We start from the raw sequence: 20,776 nt of genomic DNA, 5'->3' as shown, positions 1-20,776 counted from the left end.
CCGGCCCGCCCGCGCGCCCTCACGCCGCGCGGGCGGGCCCGCGTCCGACCGGAAGCCTCAGGGCGTGCCGTAGCGCGGCAGAGCGGCGGTGTCCAGCACCACACCGAGCGGCTCCGGCAGGGGCACATCCTCGCCGAACTCGCCGTGCAACACCCCTTGGTACTCACCGCCCTTGGGTCGGCTGTACAGCGCCCACAGGCCGCGTCGCGGATCGATGCTCAGCAGCAGCCCGACACCCGCCGCGGCATACCACGCGCCCTTTCCGGCGATGTCCTTCGCGCGCTCGGAGGTGGAGATCACCTCGACCGCGAGCTCCACGTCACGGGGGTCCGCGAGCCAGTCGTCGTCTTGGTCCCACTCCTCGGGCAGCAGGACGAGGTCGGGAGTGCAGTAGTCGTCCGCGTCATCGGGGAACGCGATGGACGACACCTCGTACGCGCCCAGCCCCGTCGGCAACACGGGTTCGAGCTGCCTCCGCAGCCGCCGGATCACGCCCGCGTGCTTGCCCCGGGGGGTCGGGGACATCACCAGCTTTCCTCCCAGAATCTCGACACGCAGACCGGTCGCCCGCTCGATCTCTTCGGCAACGGTGCGCAGATTGCCGGGGCGTGCACTCATGGCAGGCATCGTCACGTCGTGGCCTCCGCTCCGTGTCGGGAAGAAGCATGGCAGATCTCCACCGTACGCGCGCGGCGTCGGGTCAGGTGGGTGGGCGGGTGGCGCACCAGTGGTAGAGGGTCATGGCGGTGCTGGTGGCGAGGTTGTAGCTGGAGACCTGCGGGCGCATGGGCAGGGCCAGCAGGTGATCGGCCCGCGCCCGCAACTCCGCCGAGACCCCGTGCCGTTCGGTGCCGAAGGCGAGGACGGCGTCGTCGGGGAGGACGGTCTCGCGCAGGTCGGTGCCCGACGGGTCCAGCACGTACAGCGGACCGGGCGGCAGGGCGCCCTCCGCCACCCGCTCGACGGCGGTGGCGTAGTGCAGGCCCGCCCCGCCGCGCACGGCCGCCGGGTGCCACGGGTCGGTGGGCCCGGTGGTGGCGACGCCGGTGATCCCGAGCCCCGCCGCCAGCCGGACGACGGCGCCGACGTTCCCCAGGTTGCGCGGGTCCTCCAGCAGGACGACGGGCGCCCGCCGGGGCCGGGCGCCGAGCGCGGCCAGGTTGGCGGCGCGGTCGCGGCGGGCGGCGAGCGCGGCGACGCCGGTGGGGTGCAGGCGCGGCACGAGCGTCCGCAGCACCCCGCCGTCCACCTCGACGGCCGCCGCCGTCAGGCGCTCCGCGACGTCCGGCGCCAGCTCGGCGGCCAGCTCCCGCAGCCCGGCGGCGTCCCGCGTCAGGACGGCGTGGACGTCGGCCCCGAAGCGCAGGGCGTGCTTCACCGCGTGGAAGCCGTCGAGCAGCACCGCGTCGCCCGCCGCCGCCCGCCAGGCGCGGACGGCCGCCTCGGCCTGCGCCGGGCGTCCGAAACCCACAGTGTTCTCCCTGCTCACCCGCGCAAGGGTAACGATGACGTGCGGCGGTCACTCCACGGCGAGGACCATCCCGCTGCGCGGCCGGGTGGGGATGTGGCCGAGGGGAATGGCCAGATCCTGCTGCGGCACCGTGTAGGACAGCCCGGCCAGCCGGGCGGCCAGCGCGGCGATCAGCGCGCGGGTCGCGTCCTCGCCGGGGCAGCGGTGGCCGGTCGCCGCGTCGCCCCCGCCCTGCGGCACGAGGACGTCCGGCGCGATGTCGCCGTGCCGGAAGCGGTCGGGGCGGAAGGTGTACGGGTCGCCCCACAGCTCGGCGTCGTGGTTCTGCCCATAGAGGTCCAGCAGGAGCAGCGTCCCGGCGGGGATGTGCTCGCCCTCCCACGTCAGGTCGGTCGCGGCCCGCCCGGCCACGAACGGCGCGAACGGGTAGAAGCGCCGCACCTCGTCGGCGAAGGCGTACGCGTGGTCGGCGTCGGCCAGCCGCTCCCGGTGCGCGGGCCACCGGTGCAGGGCGTGCGCGGCGAAGGCGGCGTACCAGGCCACGGCGACGGTCGGGCGCAGCACGTTCAGCACCTCGACGGCGGCCGTGCGGGCGGGCAGGAGGGAGCCGTCCGCGTCCCGGTGCAGGGCGATGCGGGCGAGCCCGGAGTCCTCCGGCACGGGGGCCGAGCCCCGGCGGACGTCCGCCACGAGCCCGGCCAGCCACGCCTCCCGCTCCTTACGCGCCTTGCGGGCCCGCCAGTGCCGGGGCCCGGCCGTCGCGAAGCCGTCGACCATGGCCAGCAGGTCCGCCGCGAGGGGCCGGACCTCCTGCCCCGCGACGGGCACACCCGCCCACCGCGTGACCGCGCGCGTCAGCACGACGCCCACCTCGTCGAACAACACGATCGTGTCCTGTTCCCGCCAGCCCGGCACGGCCTCCTCCCACGCCAGCGCGAACTGCTCCGCGAGCGCCTCCACCTCCTCCGGCTGTGCGGCCACCCGCATCAGCAGGGCCTTGCGCTCCCGGTGCGCCTCCCCGTCGAGCCCCTGCACGCCACCGTGGCCGAACAGGGTCGCCACCACCGGCTCGGGCAGGGCACCGCGCCGCCGCACGTGCCGCTCGTCGTAGAAGAAGCGCACCGCTTCCACTCCGCGCAGGGCGACCGCCCGCTGACCCATGAGCCGGGTCCGGACGATCGGGCCGGTGTGCGCCCGCCACCGGTCGGGCAACCAGGCGTAGCCCTCGGAGGCGAGGGCGAGTGTGCTGTCCATGGCGCCGGGGTTGCCCGTAGGGCCCACCTGAAACGGCGGGCGCGTATCCGCGGGCCTGAACCTGCCGGTTCGTCACCGTCCCGGGGCGGTACCCTCCTGGCGCCGCACTCGACCACCGGGGAACAATCGTTCGCCATGTACACCGATCCGCACCACGCCTTCCTGGCCTCCGTCGAGCAGCGACTGGCGGCCGACGGCTGCGCGCCCCACTGGGACGACTGGGGCGGGGCCCCCGTCCTCGTCGGACGCCGCACCGACTTCCGGTGGGGCTGGATGGCGACCAAGCTGCACCTGTTCACCGTCGCGACGGCCGTCCCCGAGATCACCCTGCCGCTCGTCGAACGGTTCACCCAGGACGCCATGGCCTACGCCAAGCAGCACCGGGGCAGCATGGTCACGGACTTCCGCAACGGCGCGGCCGTCCTCCCGGTACTGGTCTCCCCGCGCGTGGAGCCGGCCGCGATGGCCTGGGCCGAACAGGACCAGCGCAGCCGGATGTCCTGCTTCGCCCGCCCGGTCGTCGTGGACACCACGCACGGCTACATCGGCTACTTCCGGGGCAGCGCGATGATGGGCCTCGTCTACTCCGACCACCTGCTGCGCAAGGCCGCGCAGTACTTCCACCCGCAGTCCCTGCACCCGCAAGCCCTCGACGCCCCGCGCTGACGGCCGTTCCGGCGTCCGGGGCCGGCGTCCGGGGCCGAGGGCCAGGGGCCGTCACGGCGCCTCGGGCACCCGCAGGTCCGTGCAGCCACCGCGCCGGACCTGGTCCTCGGCGAACGCCGTCACGTACGTGCGGAGCCGCTCCCGCCACTCCCGCTTCTCGGCCTCCGTCGGCGGCCCGGCCTCCGTCCCCGGCTCCCGGTAGGGGTAGTCGTACCCCCAGTGCGCGGCGTACCCGACGTCCTCCCCCGCGCACCGGGCGACCGCCCACGCCCGGTACGCGGTCGACTCCGGCTCCCTGGCGGCTCCTTCACCCAGCGGCAGCGGATCGGGTCCGGACCCCATCTCGCGCATCCCCCCGACCCACGTCCCCCGCCAGGAGGTGAGTTCCACCAGCGGTCGTCCCCGGTCCTCCCCGCTGTCCCGGTACCCCTCCTCGTCCCCCGGCCCGTACAGCGTGCACCGCCCGACGACGCCACCGTCCGCGACGGCGATCCGCACCACCCCGTTCGGCCCCGCCTCCGGGACGCGGGCCGTGGCCAGCGCCTCGCAGGCGGTGCCCTCGGCCTCGGCGCGCGGCACGTACGCGCCCCGGTCCGGGACGGCGCCCTCCTGCGGCGCGGGCAGCGGCTCGCCCCCGCACCCCAGCTTCTCCGTCATCTTGTTCGTCATCCGCACGGACAGCCGCAGCATGGCGGCCTTCTCCGCGCGGCTCCGCGCGAAGTACGTCCAGGTGCTCACCGGAAGCCGGTACCGCTCACCGTCCCGCGCCCGACCGGGGCACTCCGGCATGAGGTACACGAGGCTGTTCCCGTCCTCGAAACCCGGCAGCCCGCCGGGCAGCACCGCGTGCGGCGCGTGGGAACTGCCGGCGAGGGAGAGCTCCCGGTCGCGTTCCCGCCCGGGCGGGAACGTCTCCACCGCGACGACCACCTGGTGCTCATCGCTCCGCAGGACGCACACGTACCGGCCGGACTCCGCGTCGTAGGACTCCTCGTACGCACCGAGCGTCACTCCGCTCCGCACGATCTCCAAGTCCTCGGCGGGTAGTTCGCCCCCGCACGCCTGGCGGGCCAGCCACCACTGCTCCACCGGCGCCCGGACCGAGAGCCCGAGCACGACCAAGGCGGCCAGCACCCCTCCCACGCTCCACAACGTCCGGCGGTGCCGCCACGCCCAGCTCTCCACGCTTCCCCCCGTCTCCGCACCCGTGCGCCCTGACCCGCCAGTCTGCAAGCCCACCCCCCACACCCCCGGCCCGGGGGTGTGGGCGGCGATACATGGTGGTGCACTCTTCTTCGCCGTGGAGATCGTGGAGGGTGAACAGCAGCGGCCGACGCGTTACTCACGGGCACAGCCCCTTGTTACGTCACATCTTCGGGGGCGTACGGCTCGCCTCCGATGTAATACCTGCGCGCACTTTCCGAACGCATCTTCTTCGGATACATCACCACATAGCCCGGCAGAACCATAATCTCCCAGGGAGACGACAACTGGGCACTCACGAGCCGGAAGATCTCATCAGCCGTCATCGCTGACTTTTCGAGAGTCACTTCGCGGTCGGCGTAGACCTGAATTTTGTACTTGTCTCGATAATGAGCATAACGAAAGACGTAGGGAAGCTTCTCCTTCACATCCTGGAGCAGTTTTTTCAGGTCGACCTTCCCGACAGGAAGCCCCTCAACAAGCCAGTCCAGACGCGCGGGATACTGTTGATCAAAGTGGCTGGGTTCGAAGTATGTCGTATCCCGATTCTGCCCTGGGTCATTGATTCCGAAGCCGTTGTAGTTCCAGGGCGCCTCTCCGGCACCCTGGTGCTTTTTGATCAATAGCTCCTCAGGCGTGACGGCATTGAAATCCTCATCCACGGAGAGAGCGGTGAACGTGATCTGATCAATGTCCGTGTTCTCGCGCCCGCTCAGCTTTTTCAGATGCTTGTTCAGGCGCTGAGGGAGCGACTTGTCCGCCTTGCCGATGTAGACCAGCTTGCCGTGCCGGTACAACTGGTACACACCTTTGAGCGGTGGGAGTTTGGAAAGGTTTTCTTCCGTAAGGGGAGCCCTGGTAAGGGAGGCGAGGTGTTCCGCCAACTGATCACCGAGAGCCTTGGTGATGCTGAGCTTGAACTCCGCGTAGTTGCCCAGGTCGGCCTGTTCGCCGAGCGCCATGGACGACGCCCCCTTCCGTGAGTGATCGCTGTCACCTTAGAAGCCATCTCATTTGGTGAGTCGGCGGTAGCAGATGAGAGTGCAGGCGATGCTGGTGAAGGCGAGGAAGTGGTCGGCTTTGCGTTCGTAGCGTCGGTGTAGGCGGCGGCAGCCGGCGAGCCAGGCCATGGTGCGTTCGACGGTCCAGCGGTGGCGGCCCAGCCGTTGCGAGGACTCGATTCCCTTGCGGGCGATGCGGTGGGTGATGCCGCGCTGGCGTAACCATCGCCGCAGGTGGACGTAGTCGTAGCCCTTGTCGGCGTGGAGTTTGGCGGGCTTGCGCCGCCGGGGTCCGCGGCGTGAGCGGATCGGCGGGATGCCCTTGACGAGCGGGATCAGGGCCTGGCTGTCGTGCAGGTTGGCCCCGGAGATGCCGATGGATATGGGCAGACCGGACCGTTCCGTGATCAGATGGATCTTCGAGCCGTACTTGCCCCGGTCGACAGGATTCGGACCTGTCAGGTCCCCCTTTTCAGGGCGCGCATGTTCACCGAGTCGATCGCGCACCGTGACCAGTCCAGCTCGCCGCGGGCACCGAGTTCGTCGAGGACCAGGCGGTGGAGCTTGGCCCACACTCTGGCCTTCGACCACTCCGAAAACCGCCGGTGGGCGGTCGCTCCGGACGGGCCGAACGACGCCGAAGGCAACTGCTGCCAGGTACAACCCGACGTGGCCACGAAGACGATCGCGGCCAGCACCTCCCGGTCGCCGTGCCGACGCCGACCACCGCCCTGCGGCCGCGACGGCGCCTCCGGCACCACCCGCTGGAACAACTCCCACAACTCGTCCGGCACCAGCCGCTCAACGATCCCCACCATGACTCACAGAGTAGCGAGTCGCCCAAATGAGATGGCCTCTTAACGGGCGGGCGTGGTGTCCAGGTGGCGTGTCTTCTTGATGTGGCTTGAAGTTCGCCAACTCCGCGGTACGCTTCTCTCATGCCTGAGCTGCGAGAAGGACGCCACGGGGTGGGAACGTGTGTAGAGCTGTTCGCGGGTGGCGGGGGGCTCGCGATGGCTGTGCACGCTGCGGGCTTCCGTCCGCTCCTGGTGAATGAATGCGCCAAGTGGGCCTGTGAGTCCCTGAGGGTCAACCCGCCGGACCCCGAAGATCCGGAGAAGCGATGGCCCCTCGTACAGGGCGACGTGCGTGAGGTCGACTACACGAAGTATGTGAACGAGGAGGTCGATGTCCTCGCGGGCGGGCCACCCTGCCAGCCGTTCAGTTTGGGAGGCGCCCACAAAGGCATGGAAGACGAACGGAACATGTTTCCGGAGATGTTTCGTGCCATTCGCGAGCTGAGACCAAAAGCGGTGATCTGCGAGAACGTGCGCGGCCTCCTCAGGCCATCCTTCAGGCCTTACTTCAAGTACATCCTCAACGAGATGCGCCTGCCCTTTGAGCAGCGCGATGAAGAAGCCTCATGGGAAGACCACAACGAGATCCTCGAAAAGCTCATCGCCAACGAAACAGTTGAGCCGTCGAAGCGATACGAGGTGAAAGAAATTGAGGTCAACGCCGCCAACTACGGTGTGCCGCAAATCCGAAACCGCGTACTCATTGTCGCTTTCCGCGCCGACCTCAATATCGACTGGGTCAAATTTGCACCCCAGCAGACGCACTCCGAAGAATCAATGATTCACTCGATGCGTGAAGGTGGAGACTACTGGAGGCGCCACCATACGGTGGATCCCGACGTGCGGAAACGCGTCATCGCCAATCTGCCGAGGCTCGACTACGACGACCCAAAGACTCAGGAGAAGCTGAAGCTGGCGCCGTGGCGCACATTGCGGGATGCCATCAAGGGTATTGACGAGAACGAGGGAAACCCGCTTCCGGACGTCACGGAGGAAGCCGTCAGGGAGAAGATCGAGGTGGAGGGCATCCCTGACCACATCGGTTGGCCCGGAGCCCGCATGTACACCGGGCACACTCCGAACGTGCTGGACCGGCCCGCGAAAACCGTGAAGGCCGGCGTTCACGGTGTGCCGGGCGGTGAATCGGTCATGCAGCTCGACGACGTCAGCTTCGTCAACCACGGGGGCGGGACCGGGTTCCGGTACATGACCGTTCGGGAGACCGCACGCGTCATGACCTTCCCTGACCATGTGGTTCTCGGTGGGCCCCGGGGCGAGAAAATGCGGCAGTTGGGCAACGCCGTACCCGTGAAGCTCGGTGCGGTCTTCTCCAAGGCCGTCGCCGAAGCCCTCACGTCGTCGGGGGCTTTGGAGGACCCGGAGAAGCGGAAGTGACGGAGGCCGTCCACGATCAGCAGAGGCGTTGGAAGGACCGGATGCCTCCCGACCGAGCGTGGAAGCCAAGGGCGGACATGGACAGGGAGTCCCGAGCGGCTGAGCAGGATCGAGCCGCCGGCGGCCGCCTCGTTCGCGCGGTCGACATTGGCGAGGGCCGCTACGCGCGCGCGTCCATCGCGTTGCGCCTGTACCGCAGGACTCGCCGCATCCGTGCCTACCTGCGGTGGTCGCAGGAAGGTGAGACACGGGAACGGTACGTCGGAGAGGTGGACGCCGCGACCCGTCGCGCGAACCTGGCACAGGCATGGTCCATGGCGAGGACCGCCGGTTACGTGACCACGGAGCCGCTGCCGCGCGGCTCGTGGGCGTCCTCTCACGCTTCCCGCGCGGTCATGACGGCGAACAAAGGGCGCGACACGAAGCCGGAACGGATGCTGCGCTCAGCCCTGCACCAGAAGGGGCTTCGCTACCGCGTCTCGGCGAGGCCGGTGGCGGATCTACGGCGAACAGCCGACGTGGTGTTCACCAAGGCTCGTGTCGCGGTGTTCGTCGATGGCTGCTACTGGCATGGCTGCCCCGAGCACTACCGGCCCGCCACCAAGCGTGCCGAGTTCTGGCAGGAGAAGATCGCGGGTAACCAGGCCCGGGACGCGGAGACGACCACCGCGCTCGAAGAGCGTGGTTGGAGGGTTCTCCGGTTCTGGGAACACGAGGATCCGTTGGAGGCCGCAGAGGTCGTGAGGGACGCCGTGAGAGAGAGACTCGAAGGCACGTGAGTGGACGCTCTCGGGGCGGTGGAGCGGAGACGGACCTACGGCTGTCGTCCTGGCTCCGCGTCCTCCCCGGATCTCACCGTGGGATTACGATGTGTCGCCCAGAGTTGCCAGTAATGTGTGAGAAGGGCTGACGGTGCGGGAGTTCGGGGGGTTGCGGCGGCGGCTCGCGGAGGCGATGGAGGCGTCCGGGGAGTGGCCGGAGCGCTCGCTGTGGCTGCGGGACGCCGTGGAGGCGCTGCCCCGGCACGTCTTCGCCCCCGACCGGCTGTGGCAGTGGACGGGCCACGCCTACGTCCCCGTCGACCGGGCGACCGCGCCCGACACCTGGGCCTCCCTTGTCTACGGCGGGCCGGACGACGCGGCCGTCACGCAGCTCACCGACGGCGTCCCCTCCTCCAGCCTCTCCTGCCAGGGCGTCGTGGTGGACATGCTCGACTCCCTGCGCGTCGAGCCCGGACACCGCGTGCTGGAGCTGGGCACGGGCACGGGGTGGAACGCCGCGCTGCTCGCCCACCGCGCCGGGCCGGGGCGGGTGGTGAGCGTCGAGGTGGACGCGGAGCTGGCCGAGGCCGCGCGGCGGCGCCTGCGCGCGGCGGGCGCCGACGTCGCGGTGCGCGTCGGAGACGGCGCGGCGGGCCGTCCGGACGACGGCCCGTGGGATCGCGTGATCGCCACGTACGCCGTGGAGGAGGTGCCGTGGCCGTGGGTCGCGCAGACCCGCCCCGGCGGCCGGCTCGTGTTCCCGTGGGGGCGGCTGGGGCACGTGGCGCTCACCGTGGCGGACGACGGGCGCTCGGCGACGGGGTGGGTGCAGGGGCTCGCCACGTTCATGCCCGCGCGCGGCACCCCGCCCGGCGCCGACTGGTGGCACGTCCACGACGCCCGGCCGCACGGCACCGAGCGGCCCTTCCGCCACGACGTCCGGGCGCTGCGCGACGACGCGCACCTGCTGTTCGCCCTGCGGGTGGCCCGGCCGGACGTCCACGTCCTCCCCGGTCCGGCCCCCTCCCCCGGCCCGTCAGGCGGTGAACCGGTCGTGCGGCTGCACGACGGGGCGGCGTCCTGGGCCGTCCTCACCGGTCACGTCGGCGCGGCCGTCGCCCGCCAGGGTGGCCCCCGGCGGCTGGCCGACGAGGTGGGGAGCGCCTGGGACTGGTGGACGGCCGAGGGCTCCCCGCCGCTGTACGACTTCGGCATGACGGTCACCCCCGACCACTCCTTCGTGTGGTGCGGTGGCCCCGAGGCGGGCCCGGTGCGGGAGCGGCCCGCGTTTCCGGAATCCTGGACATCCTCGGCTCCGCGATGAGTTTCCGCTTCGCTGGGGGTCTCACCCTCCGACAGCGGCGGACGCACCGAGGGCCGAGGAGACGGCCACCATGCGCAAGATCGTCAACGCCACCTACATGACGCTCGACGGCGACATCACCAACATGCAGGACTGGCACATGAACTACTTCGGCGCGCAGGCCGAGGTCGCCGCCCGCAGCCAGCTCGCCGAGAGCGACGCCCTCATCATGGGCCGCAAGACCTACGAGGGCTTCGCGCCCGCCTGGTCCGCCCAGGCCGGCCAGAACGCCTTCGCCGACCGGATGAACGACATCACCAAGTACGTCGTCTCCTCCACGCTCAAGAACCCGGACTGGTCGAACTGCACGGTCCTCGACGGCGACGTCGCCGCCCGCATCCGCGAGCTGAAGGAGCAGGACGGCGGCAACATCCTCCAGTACGGCTTCGGCGACGTGACGCGCCTGATGCTGGAGAACGGCCTCCTGGACGAGTTCCGGGTGTGGCTGCACCCCGTCCTCTCCGGCAAGGCCCAGCCGTCCGACCTTCTCTACCGCGACCTCGGGCAGCACACGTTCGACCTCACCGGCACCGAGACCCACGCCACCGGCCTCGTCATCCTCACCTACACCCCGAAGCGCTGAGGCCCGGCGCCGGAGTCGGCGCTTCCTCAGACCTTGATCACCACCACACCGGATCGGCACAGCGTCCGCAGGTCGTCCACGTCCGAGGTCAAGACGGTGACGGGGCTCGGCGCCCTCAGGGCCGTGGCCGCGAGCATCGCGTCAATCGCATGCTGGTGGCCGTGCAGACCCACATCAGCCAAAAGCCCAGCGGCTCGGCGTGCCACCTCTTCGGTCACCGGTTCGACCACAATGCGGGAGAGCACCCAGTCCAGGGCTGGACGTCGCACACCCGGATGAACGACCTCGACGAGCGTCGCGGCGCTCGTGACCACACGGAGATCGTCTTCGCGGGCCAGCTCAAGCCACTTCGTGACGCCTCGGTCTCTGAGCACAGCTTTCGCCAAACCCTCACGGTCAAGCACAAGGGTGCCGCCGGGTGTGGCCACTGCTCGGTTCATGCGGCGGTCGCCCCGGAGCTCCCGAGCTGCTCGTCACGTGCCTGCCGCAGCTCCTCCCGCGCCTGACGGACCTCTTCCTCGGTGATCGGGCCGTGCTCGGCCTCAGCCATGGCGATCAGCTCATTGAGGTTGTCGCGCTCGATCTGCCTGGCGAGCGCTGCTGCCACGTATGCGGACAACCCCGATGGCCCGCCACGAGCCCGCGCGGCCTCCGCCAGGCTCTCGGGAAGCGATACGGAATACTTGCGAGTGGCATCAGTCATGACATCAATGCTACTAGCGATGCCACCGCTCATCAGTCCTCTTCTCTCTTCCTACACACAGCGGGTGCGGGCGCGGGCGGCCTCGAAGGCGGCGCGGGCGCGGGCGGCGGCGGGTGGCAGGCCGGGCGCCGGCTCGGGCGGCGGCACGAGCCCCGCGCAGGGGCGGCAGATCCCGGTGCGCTGCCCACGAGGCAGCGGGTCGCGGCACTCCGCGCACTCCGCCAGCGGCGGGGGCGGCGGCGTCCTCGGGGCGACGGGCGGCGGCAGCTTCGCCGTCAGCCGGTGCGCCACGAACGCCGCCGGGGCGTGCACCCGGCGCGGCAGCCCCGCCGTCAGCGCCTCCCGCAGCTCCGCCTCACCGACGCCTCTGGCCAGCCACTGCCGCGCCAGCGGCGCCAGCCGCGCCGCCTCGGCGACGCCCAGCCGCAGCCGGGGCTCGGCCCGTCCGAGTTCGGCCAGGACGCGAGCCGCACGCCCCGACCCGGCACCGTCACCGCCGCCTGGCTCCGGCTCGTCCGGCACCGGCTCCGGACCCGGCTCCGGCTCGGGTTCCGACCTCGGCTCCGCGTGCGGCTCGGCGTCCGGAGCGGCGGGACGGGGAGGGTGGGGTGTGTTCTCCGGTTGTTCTTCACCCTTGGGTGAGTCGCCGACGGCCCGTTCCCCCGGTTCGCCGACCGGCAGCACCCGGCCGCCCGGAGCCCCGGCGAAGGCGGCGTCCACAGCGGCGGCCGTCGTCAGCGGCACGTTGGAGATGAGCACGACGGTCTGCCAGCGGCCGGACTCCCGGTCCTGCGTCTGTCGGGTGTGGACGTATCCCTCGGCGGCGAGCTGCTGCCGTGCCTTGCGGACCGTGATCCGTCCCTCGGGGAGCTTCTCGCTGAGCGAGGTGAACGTCTCCCGCGAGCCCTCGGGCAGCGACAACGCCCACTCCAGCATCCGCACGGCTGTACTGCTCAGCCTCGGATGACGGATCAGCTCGTTGGGAATCTGCGAGTAGAAGCGCGTGGGCGCGATAACATGCCGAAGCATCCCAGGGCCCTCCATTGACCTTGGTGATGAAGGCCCTCACCGGTGTTGCTAGCACCGTTGAGGGCCGCTTCATGCGGGCTGCACGAAGCGTGCGATTGTGATTACTCTAATCACAGCGCCCACCCCGTGCGCCACTCGATCAAATCCGGTCAACTTGCCTATCGGAACAGTCGGGTTCGGCGGTTCACCTCGGCAAGGTCGGCACGCAGCCGCTCAGCCGCCGTGGCCTCCCGCAGCTGGTCACGCGGGCAGTCCCACTCCACACCGCCCCGCAACGGCCGCAGTTGCACGAACCGGCCCAGCTGGTCCATCACTTCGCCGACCCGGCCGGTCCGCAGGTCCACGGCGCACGCGCCGCGCTCCGGCGTCACGGCCGCATCCGGTGCCGCAGGACGACCGCGAGCTGACGCGCCGTCTCCACGTTGCACCGCCCCAGATCGATCAGCGGCGAGGGCTCCGTCCCGGCCGCCGACACCGGGTCGATCCGCAGCGAGGGCAACACCAGTCCCACCAGCCGCAGTTCCTCGCGCAGTTCGTTCGCCGCGCCCTCCGCCTCCCGCAGCCGCTCCAGGGCCATCCTGCGCCCGTCCGTCATCGCCATGTGCGTTCGCGCCTTTCACGTTGGGTATCCCCGTTCGGCACACAGCGTGGCGAGTCATACCTAGGATGGGGAAGTGTCAAGCCCTTCAGATCCAGAAGGCTGAAACGAGGCCCTGACCATGCCTTCCAGCAAGCCACTTGACCCCCGCGCCTCCATGGCGGCCTACCTCGGCTCCCGCGTCCGCAAGCGCCGCGAAGCCCTGGGATGGACGCAGCGCGAGCTGGGCTGCCACGTCCACGTCTCCCACAACCGCATCGCCCAGGTCGAACTCGCCACCGACCCACCACCCCGCGCCCTCGCCGACGCCATCGACGTCGCCCTCGACGCGGACGGCGAGATCTCCGACCTGTGGTGGCACATGACCCGCGAGACCTACGTCGACTGGGTCCGCGAGTTCATGGAGAAAGAGGCCAGAGCCGTCAAGATGCTGAAGTACACAGCTCACTCGGTGCCCGGTCTCCTCCAGACTCCGGCGTACGCACGCGTCAGCCTCCGTGAGGGGCTGCCGCACCTCAGCGAGGAGGAGCTGGACCGCCAGGTCGAAGCACGAGTCAGCCGACGAGAGCTGTTGGAGGGGGACAACCCCGCCTTCCTCTGGGCCGTTCTCGACCAGGCAGCACTCCATCGACGGGTCGGCGAGAAGGTGACCATGCACGAGCAGTTGTCACACCTGATCGACATGGCCAAACACCCGCACATCACTGTCAAGTGCTGCCGTTTGAAGCGCCGCAACACCCAGTCACCGGCGGGTCTCTCACACTTCTCTCGCTTCCGGACGGCCCGGACGTGGCCTATTTGGAGGGGTACTCCTGCGGTGAACTCGTAGAACTGCCCGACCGAGTCACCCGATACGCTCATGCGTACGACCTCTTGCAGGTCAATGCTCTGCCACCAGCGGCCTCCCAGCGCCTGATCCGGGACACCATGAAGGAGCACTACGCATGAGCCACACGACCCCTGACCTCCGTTCCGCCACCTGGTGCAAGTCGAGCTACAGCGACAACACCGGCGGCGACTGCGTCGAGGTGGCCCGGGACTTCCCCGGCGCGGCCCGGTGGCGCAAGTCCAGCTACAGCAACAACACCGGTGGCAACTGCGTCGAGGTGGCGGACGGGTGTGCGGGGGTCGTCCCGGTCCGGGACAGCAAGCGGCCGGACGACGCCGCGCTCGTCTTCCCCGCCGCCGCTTGGTCCGCCTTCGTGGCCGACATCAAGGCGTGACGACCGCCCGGGTACGAACGGTCACGCTCGTCGGGCGCAGGCCATGCCAGCAAAGAGGAGCACGACCATGACCAACGCCGTGGGCGAGACCCCGTGCTGAGGCGGCTTGCGGCGCGGGCCTGGCACGCCACGCGGGGGCCGATCCAGTGGCGGGTGCTGTGGCTGGCCAACGCGACGTTCATGGTGGGGGTGACCGGCGTCGTCCGCGACGACGCGGGCCGCGTCCTCCTGCTCAAGCACCGGATGTGGCCGGAGGGACGGCAGTGGGGGCTGCCGTCCGGGTACGCGATCCGGGGTGAGGAGTTCGGCCGGACGGTGGAGCGCGAGGTGAAGGAGGAGACCCAGCTCGACGTGCGGGCCGGGGAGCTGATCCACCTCAAGAGCGGCTACCGGCTGCGGCTGGAGGTGGCGTACGAGGCCCGGCTGACCGGCGGCACGCTGTCGCTGGACGGCTTCGAGATCCTGGACGCCGGCTGGTTCACCCCCGACGACCTGCCCGACGACCTCCAGCCCGCTCACCGCCCCCTCATCGCCCGCACCCACCAACCACCGCCCCGAGCCGGGGACGCTACCTAGCGTCCTGCTGTGCCAGCCATTGCGTGATCGCACGGTTCGTTTCCTCCGGCTTCTCCTGCTGGATCCAATGGCCGCAGTCCAGACTGACGACTTCCACGCGAGGCACGAACCGCGCGAGCCTTTCGGACTTCTGGATCACGTCCCGCTCGCCGTAGATCATGAGTGCGGGCTGCTGGATGATCGGGTCCACGTCCGCCAGCAGCTGCCAGTTGCGGTCGAGGTTCCGGTACCAGTTCACACTGCTTGTGAATCCCGTCGCTTCGAAGGTGGAGACGAAGACGGCCAGTTCGCTGTCGCTCATGACGGGATCACCGAGTGGCGTCTCCGCTCTGGCCAGATCGATCAGCGCCATACCCGGCTGGGGCTCCCTGGGGGGCTCGTTCTTCCGGTACAGGTTGCGCAGGAACCGGAAGGTGTTCTCTTCGAACACGGCCTCGGCGACACCTGGCTGCCGGTTGAAATGGACGAAATAGAAGTCGCCCCCGAACATTTCTTCCATGAACTCGATCCAGGGCTTCTCTCCGCGCTCCTGGTACGGCAGGCTCAGGTTGATCAGCTTGTTGACGCGGGTCGGATGCAGCAGGGTCAGCCCCCAGACGACCATGGCACCCCAGTCGTGACCGACGAAGGTGGCGTCCTCGTACCCGTAGTGATCGAGCAGCGCGACGAGGTCCCCCGACAGGTGCTCGATGTCGTAGGCCGTCACGTCGGCCGGACGGGATGAGTTCCCGTATCCCCGCTGGTTCGGCACGATGACGTGGTATCCCGCTGCGGCAAGAGCGGGCATCTGGTGGCGCCAGGAATAGGCGTGCTCCGGCCAGCCATGGCAGAGCACGACGGGCGGCCTGCCGGCGTTCCGCCGACCTGCTTCGAAGACTTCGAGCTCCACGCCGTTGACGGGAACCAGGGTGGGCTCGGGAAAATCGACCGGCTTGGACATTTTCTCTCCGGATTTCAGGGTGGCTCGGGCGGCGGACGTTCCGAGGAATGCGCCCGCGCGCCCCGACGGGCCGGGGGCGATACGGCCCGCAGGGAGGTATTCCTCACCGCTGAGGCCATGACGCCATCCTGCCGAGCGAAACCGGTCACCTCATGACCGGTTTGTTGTGCCAGTGTCGTCGGCATGCGAACCGACCGGCTGGTGGCCGTCCTCCTGCTGCTGCAACGGCGCGAGCAGGTGACAGCGGCCGAGGTCGCCCGGGAGCTGGAGGTCTCCGAGCGCACCGCCCGCCGCGACCTCGACGCCCTGTCCATGGCCGGGGTGCCCGTGTACTCCGTGCAGGGCCGAGGCGGCGGCTGGCGCCTGGTGGGCGGCGCCCGCACCGACCTGTCCGGGTTGACCGCGCGGGAGGCCCGCGCCCTGTTCCTGGTCGCCGGTCCGGCCTCGGCTGCGACGCCGGCGGTGAAGGCGGCGCTGCGCAAGCTCGTCCACGCCCTGCCGGAGCCCTTCCGGGGGCAGGCCGAGGCGGCGGCGTCCTCGTTGGTCACGGACCCGCAGCGATGGGGGTCGAGCCGGACCGAGCCCCGACCGCCGCGCTTCCTCGACGCGCTCCAGGACGCGGTGATCCGCGGCGTCCAGGTGCGGCTCGGCTACGTCGACCGCGAAGGCGCCGAGACCGAGAGGACCGTCCACCCGCTGGGCATCGTCGCCAAGGGCTCGTCGTGGTACCTCGTCGCCCACACCGAGGCCGGTCGGCGGGTCTTCCGCATCGACCGCGTCTCGTCCGCCGACCCGACCGACGATCCCGCGCACCGGCCCGAGGACTTCGACCTCGCCGAGAGCTGGCGCGAGATCGCCGACGAGATCGACCGCAGACGGACGCCCCTGAAGGTCCACGCGGTCTGCGCGCCCGCCGGGATGTACCTGCTGCGGATGATGCTGGGCGGCAGGCTCCAGGTGGGCGGCTCCACGCCGGACGGCCGCATCGAGGTCGTCATCGGCGGCGACCACGCGTACGCACTCGCCGGTGAGCTCGCCGGGCTGGTCGAATGGCTGGAGGTGACCGGCCCCCCGGACGTGCTGGACCACCTGGCCTCGATCGGCCACGCGCTCGTCGAGCGCTACGGCTGAGACCGCTCGCGGCGTCGACGTGCGGGGCTTTCGCCGACAGGCGACCGGGTACGGCCGATTCCTCCAAGGCATGCGGAGGGGGCGTCGCTACCGTCGGGGCATGGATCACGTCGCCGAGGAGTCCCGCCACATCAGTGTCCGCATCGACCGCCCGGCCGGTGAGGTCTACGCGTACGCGTCGGACCCGACCCACTTGCCCGCCTGGGCGCAGGGGTTGGGCGACTCCATCGCGGAGGTCGACGGTCGGTGGGTCGCGGAGGACGCTCCCATGGGACGCGTCGAGGTCGCCTTCGTGCCGCACAACGAACTGGGCGTCCTGGACCACTACGTCACGCTGCCCACGGGCGAGACCGTATACAACCCGCTCCGGGTGCTCGCGGACGGCGCGGCGAGCGAGGTGGTGTTCACCCTCAGGCGGCAGCCGGGCACGAGCGACGGCGACTTCCAGCGGGACGCCGACATGGTCGCCGCCGACCTGGCCCGGCTCAAGGAGCTGCTGGAACCGGCGTAGCCGGACGTCCGGCGGGCGACTCCGCGACCCTCCGATCGCCCCCGGCACGTCCGTTTCCATGATCACAGACCGTGATGTCTCCGTGATGTTAACCACAAGCTACGTGTGAGTAATCTATGGCCGCAGAAGCACTGGCCTGCTTCTGCTTTGGGGCGCGCGCTCCCTGATCTCTCCCCACCTCGCAGCTCCCCGCTGCGTGACCGACAGGAGTTCCCATGCGCCTGCGTCGTGCCCTCGCGTCCCTCAGCGCCCTGGTGGCCGCTGCCCTGGTCGTCCCCCTGACCTCCGCCCCCGCTCAGGCCAACACCTCCGAACCCGTCGTGTTCATCCACGGCTTCGCCGGGAAGAGCGGTCAGTTCTCCACCATGACCTCGGACTTCAAGGCGAACGGCTACAGCGACAACCAGCTGCACGTCTTCGGGTACAACTCGTTCCGCTCCAACGCCACCATCGCCGGACAGCTGTCCGACTACATCGACGGCGTCCTGGCGAGCACCGGCGCCAGCAAGGTCGACATCGTCACCCACTCGATGGGCGGCCTCTCCTCGCGCTACTACCTCAAGAACCTCGGCGGCACCGCCCACGTCGACGACTGGGTGTCGCTCGGCGGCCCGAACAACGGAACCGCGATCGCCGGGTTCTGCAGCTTCCTCATCACCTCGTGCAAGGAGATGCGCGGCGGGTCGAGCTTCCTGAACCAGCTCAACTCCGGTGACCCGACCCCCGGCAACGTCAGCTACACGACGTTCCGTTCGCCCTGCGACCTCGTCATCAACCCGATCAGCAGCACGATCCTGTCCGGCGCCGACAACCGCAAGACCGCCTGCCTCGGGCACATCGGGATGATCTCGAACGGCGGCGTCATCGACGCCGTCCGCAACGTCGTCCGCTGACCGAGCCGGACGCAGCCCTCGGCCCGCTCCGACGTCACCCCGACGCCGGAGCGGGCTGACCGCGTAGGCCGGTCGGACGACGCCGTGCCGCTTCTTCGGGACGACGGTCCGGTCAGGATTCGAGAGCGCGGCGGGCTTCGGTGTAGGAGTTGCCGGGAGCGAGATCGGCCATCCGGTCGAAGAAGGCCCTGCCTCCGGACCGGAGGGCAGCGTCCAGGGCTGCCGAGGGAGCATCGGAGGTTCTGGTGTCCCGGCCGACTTCGGCGCTCACCACGACACGAGACCCGACACGTCGGAAGGACAGCTTGATCGGCTGATCGGGGAAGTACGTCTCCGCATACCCCGAGGAGTGCAGGCACGTCAGCATGTCGGCCATGTAGCACCACAGCTGGTCGACGTAATCCCACTCCTCGGTTCCGAGAATCTCGGTTCCTCTCACGGACAGCCGGACGGCGCCCTCGACGTAGTCCGTGTCGGGCGGAGGCATGCGACACGCGGCTGCGGTCACGAACCGGCCGTCCTCGTCCCGCAGAAACGTCTCGACCTCGACCACCGCGCCAGCACCCCGTGCCGGCTCACTTGGGATAGAACTGGCCAACTCTGCCCCTGTTGATTCCGAGCGTGTACTCCACGCCGTCCACCGTGCCGTTCAGTGGATACACGCCCTTGGCACCCTTTTTGATCAACTCCTCACGATTCTGACGCATGACCTGCTCGATGGCCTTGCGGACGTCGTCTACGCTCATGCGGCTGTCCAGGAACGTCTGCCGGCTCTTGACCGAGCCATCCCAGTATTTCGGATGGTGCCGCTTGAGGATGTGCTCCATGCCCTTCTTGTCGAGCAGGAAGGTGTGGTGCCCGAACTGGAACCGTTGGCTGCTCCACTCGCGCAAGGCGGGAAGGCACCCTCCCTTGCTCGGGACAAGAATCGGTGAGCCGGCGACAGGACTGCTGTCCCAGTGGCCGACGGCCGTCAGCGCGACGGTCCGCACGGCCGGAGAGAGGTGCCCGGCCGACGCGGGGGCGGGGCCCCCGCCCTGCGGGGCGGGCTGCTTCGTCGCGCAGGTCTTCGCGTCCTTGGCCTCCTGGCGGACGCGTTCCACCAGGGACTTCGCCTCGGTGACGGCCAGGGCGCGGGCGTCGACGAGGGTGTTGGCGCGGTAGGGGAAGCGGTAGGTGACCGGGCGCCCGCCGGAGCGTCGGGAGTCCGCCTCCGCCTTGGCCTTGTAGCGGGCCTCGACGGAGGAGAAGACCGGACCGGCCTCAGGCGCGGAGCACTTGAGGGTGCCGGACACGGCGCTGCCCTTGACGGGGAAGGTGGAGGGCGCGCTGGTACAGCGGCCTGCGCTCCGTCCGTCGATGGTGATGCTCGCGCTCATCACAGCGGTGACCTCGCCCCGAGTGACGCGTTCCTTCGCCCGCGCGGTCAGCTCACCGTCGAACTTCTGGGCCACCGAGCAGCCGGACGGCCCGCAGGACAGGTCGCCGGAACCGTCGAGCGTGAAGACGATGCCTCCGTCGGAGGCTTCGCCGAGTTGCTCGGCCTGCCGCTCCAGCGTCTCGTACAGATCGGAGACGTCGTCGCCGGTGACGGGAGAGAACTCCAAGCCGTCGGAGTCACCGTCCGCGAGCGGGCCCATCGTGACGCGCGGGAGCTCGGCCGGGGTCCCCTTCTCGGGCTGCTCGGCCTTCTCGCGCAGCCGCTCGGCCGCCTCGCGGAGGTCGTAGGGCTCCAGCGCCAGGACGCGGTGCGGCGGGGTCCTCGTCACGCTGAGGCGGCCCGCCGGGGTGTCGGCCTGGAGTGCCGGCACCCCGCCGATCTCGGCGGACGGCAGGCCGGGGTCCTTGGGGTCCGGGAAGGTGTCGGTCTCCTGGAGAGCTTCGAAGAGTTCGGCAGCGAGCTGCGGAGGGGACCGGTACTGGTCGAGGACGTCGTCCAGCAGGTCGGACTCGCCAAGGGAGCCGACCTGCCACCGGCCGGGCACGTCGCCCTCCTCGCCATCCGCGCTCTCGGGGTCCGGCGCGGGGTCGTCACGGAAGCGGGTGAACGTCTTGTCGTCGATGCGCAGGACATCGCGGCCGTAGCTCTTGGAGCCGTCGGTGCTGCCGTACTGGATGCCCGACGCCGTCACCGTCACGTCCCGTTCGGTGATCCCCGCGACGGCGGTGTCCCGGTACTCGAGCCCCGGTGTGACGGCCAGCTCTTCGACCGCCTCCTCGAACGGCCCCCGATGGGCGGGTGCCTCGGCCTCAGCCCCCTTGCCATCGGCGGTCGGGGAGTCCGTGTCCGAGGAGGACGTCAGGAGGAGGAATCCGGCGACGAGGGATAGGACGAGGGTGCCGACGCCACCGAGGAGGAGCAGCGTGCGGCGGTCGGCCCAGCGGCCCCGGGAAGGAGGCGGGGAGGCCGACGGTGCCGTCGTTGGCCTCGGCGGTACGGCGGCGGGATGCTCGGACGCGGTGGGGTGCCCGGGGCCGGGGGTGGGGCGGTCCTGTCCGGGTTCCGGTCCGCCGTTCATACCCGGACCTTGCCGCTCGCCAGGTCGGTGCGCCACGTCAAAGCTGCCTCCTCGTCCGCTGGCGGCCGGTCCGCACACGGCTCTGGGTGTTACGCTCCG

The 20,776-nt window shown here is 70.0% G+C and carries 24 protein-coding genes and 1 pseudogene; 11 read left to right on the top strand and 14 right to left on the bottom strand.

Going from position 1 to position 20,776, the window contains the following annotated elements:
• Window positions 1-57: 57 nt before the first annotated feature.
• From V6D49_RS13245 to V6D49_RS13235, 3 genes are all read right to left on the bottom strand, one after another.
• Window positions 58-618 (bottom strand): Uma2 family endonuclease, encoded by a 561-nt coding sequence (locus V6D49_RS13245; RefSeq protein ID WP_340559759.1) that lies wholly within the window; start codon window positions 616-618, stop codon window positions 58-60.
• Window positions 619-700: 82 nt separating this feature from the next.
• Complete coding sequence (locus V6D49_RS13240; RefSeq protein WP_340559758.1) at window positions 701-1,489, bottom strand: TrmH family RNA methyltransferase; 789 nt, start codon at window positions 1,487-1,489, stop codon at window positions 701-703.
• 30 nt (window positions 1,490-1,519) lie between these two features.
• Window positions 1,520-2,725 (bottom strand): cytochrome P450, encoded by a 1,206-nt coding sequence (locus V6D49_RS13235; protein WP_340559757.1) that lies wholly within the window; start codon window positions 2,723-2,725, stop codon window positions 1,520-1,522.
• A gap of 135 nt (window positions 2,726-2,860) precedes the next feature.
• Between V6D49_RS13235 and V6D49_RS13230 the strand changes: the two genes are divergently transcribed.
• Window positions 2,861-3,391, top strand: a complete 531-nt coding sequence (locus V6D49_RS13230) for a levansucrase (RefSeq protein WP_340559756.1) — start codon at window positions 2,861-2,863, stop codon at window positions 3,389-3,391.
• A gap of 51 nt (window positions 3,392-3,442) precedes the next feature.
• Here V6D49_RS13230 and V6D49_RS13225 read toward each other — a convergent pair whose 3' ends face one another.
• The 3 genes from V6D49_RS13225 to V6D49_RS13215 all read right to left on the bottom strand — a co-directional run bounded on the left by V6D49_RS13225 (window position 3,443) and on the right by V6D49_RS13215 (window position 6,413).
• A complete protein-coding gene (locus tag V6D49_RS13225) occupies window positions 3,443-4,576 on the bottom strand; it encodes a hypothetical protein (protein ID WP_340559755.1) in 1,134 nt (377 codons plus the stop codon).
• 176 nt (window positions 4,577-4,752) lie between these two features.
• Entirely contained in the window at window positions 4,753-5,556 is an 804-nt protein-coding gene (locus tag V6D49_RS13220; protein ID WP_340559754.1) for an Eco29kI family restriction endonuclease, read from the bottom strand.
• 48 nt (window positions 5,557-5,604) lie between these two features.
• A protein-coding gene (locus tag V6D49_RS13215; RefSeq protein WP_445330487.1) for an IS5 family transposase occupies window positions 5,605-6,413 on the bottom strand; the annotation gives its coding sequence in 2 pieces (ribosomal slippage) (window positions 5,605-6,065 and window positions 6,065-6,413; 810 coding nt in all).
• Between the two features lie 120 nt (window positions 6,414-6,533).
• On the opposite strand from V6D49_RS13215, the gene V6D49_RS13210 reads away from it, so the two are divergent.
• From V6D49_RS13210 to V6D49_RS13195, 4 genes are all read left to right on the top strand, one after another.
• Entirely contained in the window at window positions 6,534-7,847 is a 1,314-nt protein-coding gene (locus V6D49_RS13210) for a DNA cytosine methyltransferase (protein ID WP_340559753.1), read from the top strand.
• The gene (locus V6D49_RS13205; RefSeq protein WP_340559752.1) at window positions 7,844-8,626 is read left to right on the top strand and encodes a very short patch repair endonuclease; all 783 of its coding nucleotides are present in this window, start codon (window positions 7,844-7,846) and stop codon (window positions 8,624-8,626) included. Before V6D49_RS13210 ends, V6D49_RS13205 begins: the two co-directional genes overlap by 4 nt.
• Before the next feature lie 133 nt (window positions 8,627-8,759).
• Window positions 8,760-9,932, top strand: coding sequence for a methyltransferase domain-containing protein (locus V6D49_RS13200; protein WP_340559750.1), 1,173 nt, complete (start codon window positions 8,760-8,762; stop codon window positions 9,930-9,932).
• 70 nt (window positions 9,933-10,002) lie between these two features.
• Complete coding sequence (locus tag V6D49_RS13195) at window positions 10,003-10,554, top strand: dihydrofolate reductase family protein (RefSeq protein WP_340559748.1); 552 nt, start codon at window positions 10,003-10,005, stop codon at window positions 10,552-10,554.
• A 26-nt stretch (window positions 10,555-10,580) separates the two neighbouring features.
• Here V6D49_RS13195 and V6D49_RS13190 read toward each other — a convergent pair whose 3' ends face one another.
• From V6D49_RS13190 to V6D49_RS13170, 5 genes are all read right to left on the bottom strand, one after another.
• Window positions 10,581-10,994 (bottom strand): type II toxin-antitoxin system VapC family toxin, encoded by a 414-nt coding sequence (locus tag V6D49_RS13190; RefSeq protein ID WP_340559747.1) that lies wholly within the window; start codon window positions 10,992-10,994, stop codon window positions 10,581-10,583.
• Window positions 10,991-11,257 (bottom strand): CopG family transcriptional regulator, encoded by a 267-nt coding sequence (locus V6D49_RS13185; protein WP_340559746.1) that lies wholly within the window; start codon window positions 11,255-11,257, stop codon window positions 10,991-10,993. The genes V6D49_RS13190 and V6D49_RS13185 overlap by 4 nt, the downstream gene beginning before the upstream one ends.
• Before the next feature lie 51 nt (window positions 11,258-11,308).
• Entirely contained in the window at window positions 11,309-12,286 is a 978-nt protein-coding gene (locus tag V6D49_RS13180; protein ID WP_340559744.1) for a hypothetical protein, read from the bottom strand.
• Between the two features lie 158 nt (window positions 12,287-12,444).
• The gene (locus V6D49_RS13175) at window positions 12,445-12,657 is read right to left on the bottom strand and encodes a hypothetical protein (RefSeq protein WP_340559742.1); all 213 of its coding nucleotides are present in this window, start codon (window positions 12,655-12,657) and stop codon (window positions 12,445-12,447) included.
• Window positions 12,654-12,887 (bottom strand): hypothetical protein, encoded by a 234-nt coding sequence (locus tag V6D49_RS13170; protein ID WP_340559740.1) that lies wholly within the window; start codon window positions 12,885-12,887, stop codon window positions 12,654-12,656. The genes V6D49_RS13175 and V6D49_RS13170 overlap by 4 nt, the downstream gene beginning before the upstream one ends.
• 118 nt (window positions 12,888-13,005) lie before the next feature.
• Here V6D49_RS13170 and V6D49_RS13165 point away from each other — a divergent pair.
• From V6D49_RS13165 to V6D49_RS13155, 3 genes and pseudogenes are all read left to right on the top strand, one after another.
• A pseudogene (locus V6D49_RS13165) lies at window positions 13,006-13,832 on the top strand (helix-turn-helix domain-containing protein).
• Entirely contained in the window at window positions 13,829-14,107 is a 279-nt protein-coding gene (locus V6D49_RS13160; RefSeq protein ID WP_340559738.1) for a DUF397 domain-containing protein, read from the top strand. The pseudogene V6D49_RS13165 and the gene V6D49_RS13160 overlap by 4 nt, the downstream one beginning before the upstream one ends.
• Window positions 14,108-14,203: 96 nt before the next feature.
• Window positions 14,204-14,683, top strand: coding sequence for an NUDIX domain-containing protein (locus tag V6D49_RS13155; RefSeq protein ID WP_340563962.1), 480 nt, complete (start codon window positions 14,204-14,206; stop codon window positions 14,681-14,683).
• Here V6D49_RS13155 and V6D49_RS13150 read toward each other — a convergent pair.
• On the bottom strand, window positions 14,676-15,623 hold the full coding sequence (locus V6D49_RS13150; protein WP_340559736.1) for an alpha/beta fold hydrolase: 948 nt from the start codon (window positions 15,621-15,623) through the stop codon (window positions 14,676-14,678). The two genes, V6D49_RS13155 and V6D49_RS13150, sit on opposite strands and share 8 nt — an antisense overlap.
• A 183-nt stretch (window positions 15,624-15,806) precedes the next feature.
• Here V6D49_RS13150 and V6D49_RS13145 point away from each other — a divergent pair, with 183 nt between their 5' ends.
• From V6D49_RS13145 to V6D49_RS13135, 3 genes are all read left to right on the top strand, one after another.
• On the top strand, window positions 15,807-16,754 hold the full coding sequence (locus V6D49_RS13145; protein WP_340559735.1) for a helix-turn-helix transcriptional regulator: 948 nt from the start codon (window positions 15,807-15,809) through the stop codon (window positions 16,752-16,754).
• A gap of 100 nt (window positions 16,755-16,854) precedes the next feature.
• Complete coding sequence (locus V6D49_RS13140; protein ID WP_340559734.1) at window positions 16,855-17,265, top strand: SRPBCC family protein; 411 nt, start codon at window positions 16,855-16,857, stop codon at window positions 17,263-17,265.
• A gap of 215 nt (window positions 17,266-17,480) precedes the next feature.
• Window positions 17,481-18,158, top strand: a complete 678-nt coding sequence (locus V6D49_RS13135) for an esterase/lipase family protein (RefSeq protein ID WP_340559733.1) — start codon at window positions 17,481-17,483, stop codon at window positions 18,156-18,158.
• Window positions 18,159-18,270: 112 nt separating this feature from the next.
• Here the strand turns inward: V6D49_RS13135 and V6D49_RS13130 are convergent, their stop codons facing one another.
• Complete coding sequence (locus tag V6D49_RS13130; protein WP_340559732.1) at window positions 18,271-18,711, bottom strand: hypothetical protein; 441 nt, start codon at window positions 18,709-18,711, stop codon at window positions 18,271-18,273.
• Window positions 18,712-18,733: 22 nt separating this feature from the next.
• Entirely contained in the window at window positions 18,734-20,677 is a 1,944-nt protein-coding gene (locus V6D49_RS13125; protein WP_340559730.1) for a hypothetical protein, read from the bottom strand.
• Between the last annotated feature and the right edge of the window lie 99 nt (window positions 20,678-20,776).

This window comes from Streptomyces sp. GSL17-111 (assembly GCF_037911585.1).
Classification (GTDB): domain Bacteria; phylum Actinomycetota; class Actinomycetes; order Streptomycetales; family Streptomycetaceae; genus Streptomyces.
The sequence above is the reverse complement of the archived record's forward strand: the minus strand, read 5'-3'. Positions and strand labels throughout refer to the sequence as shown.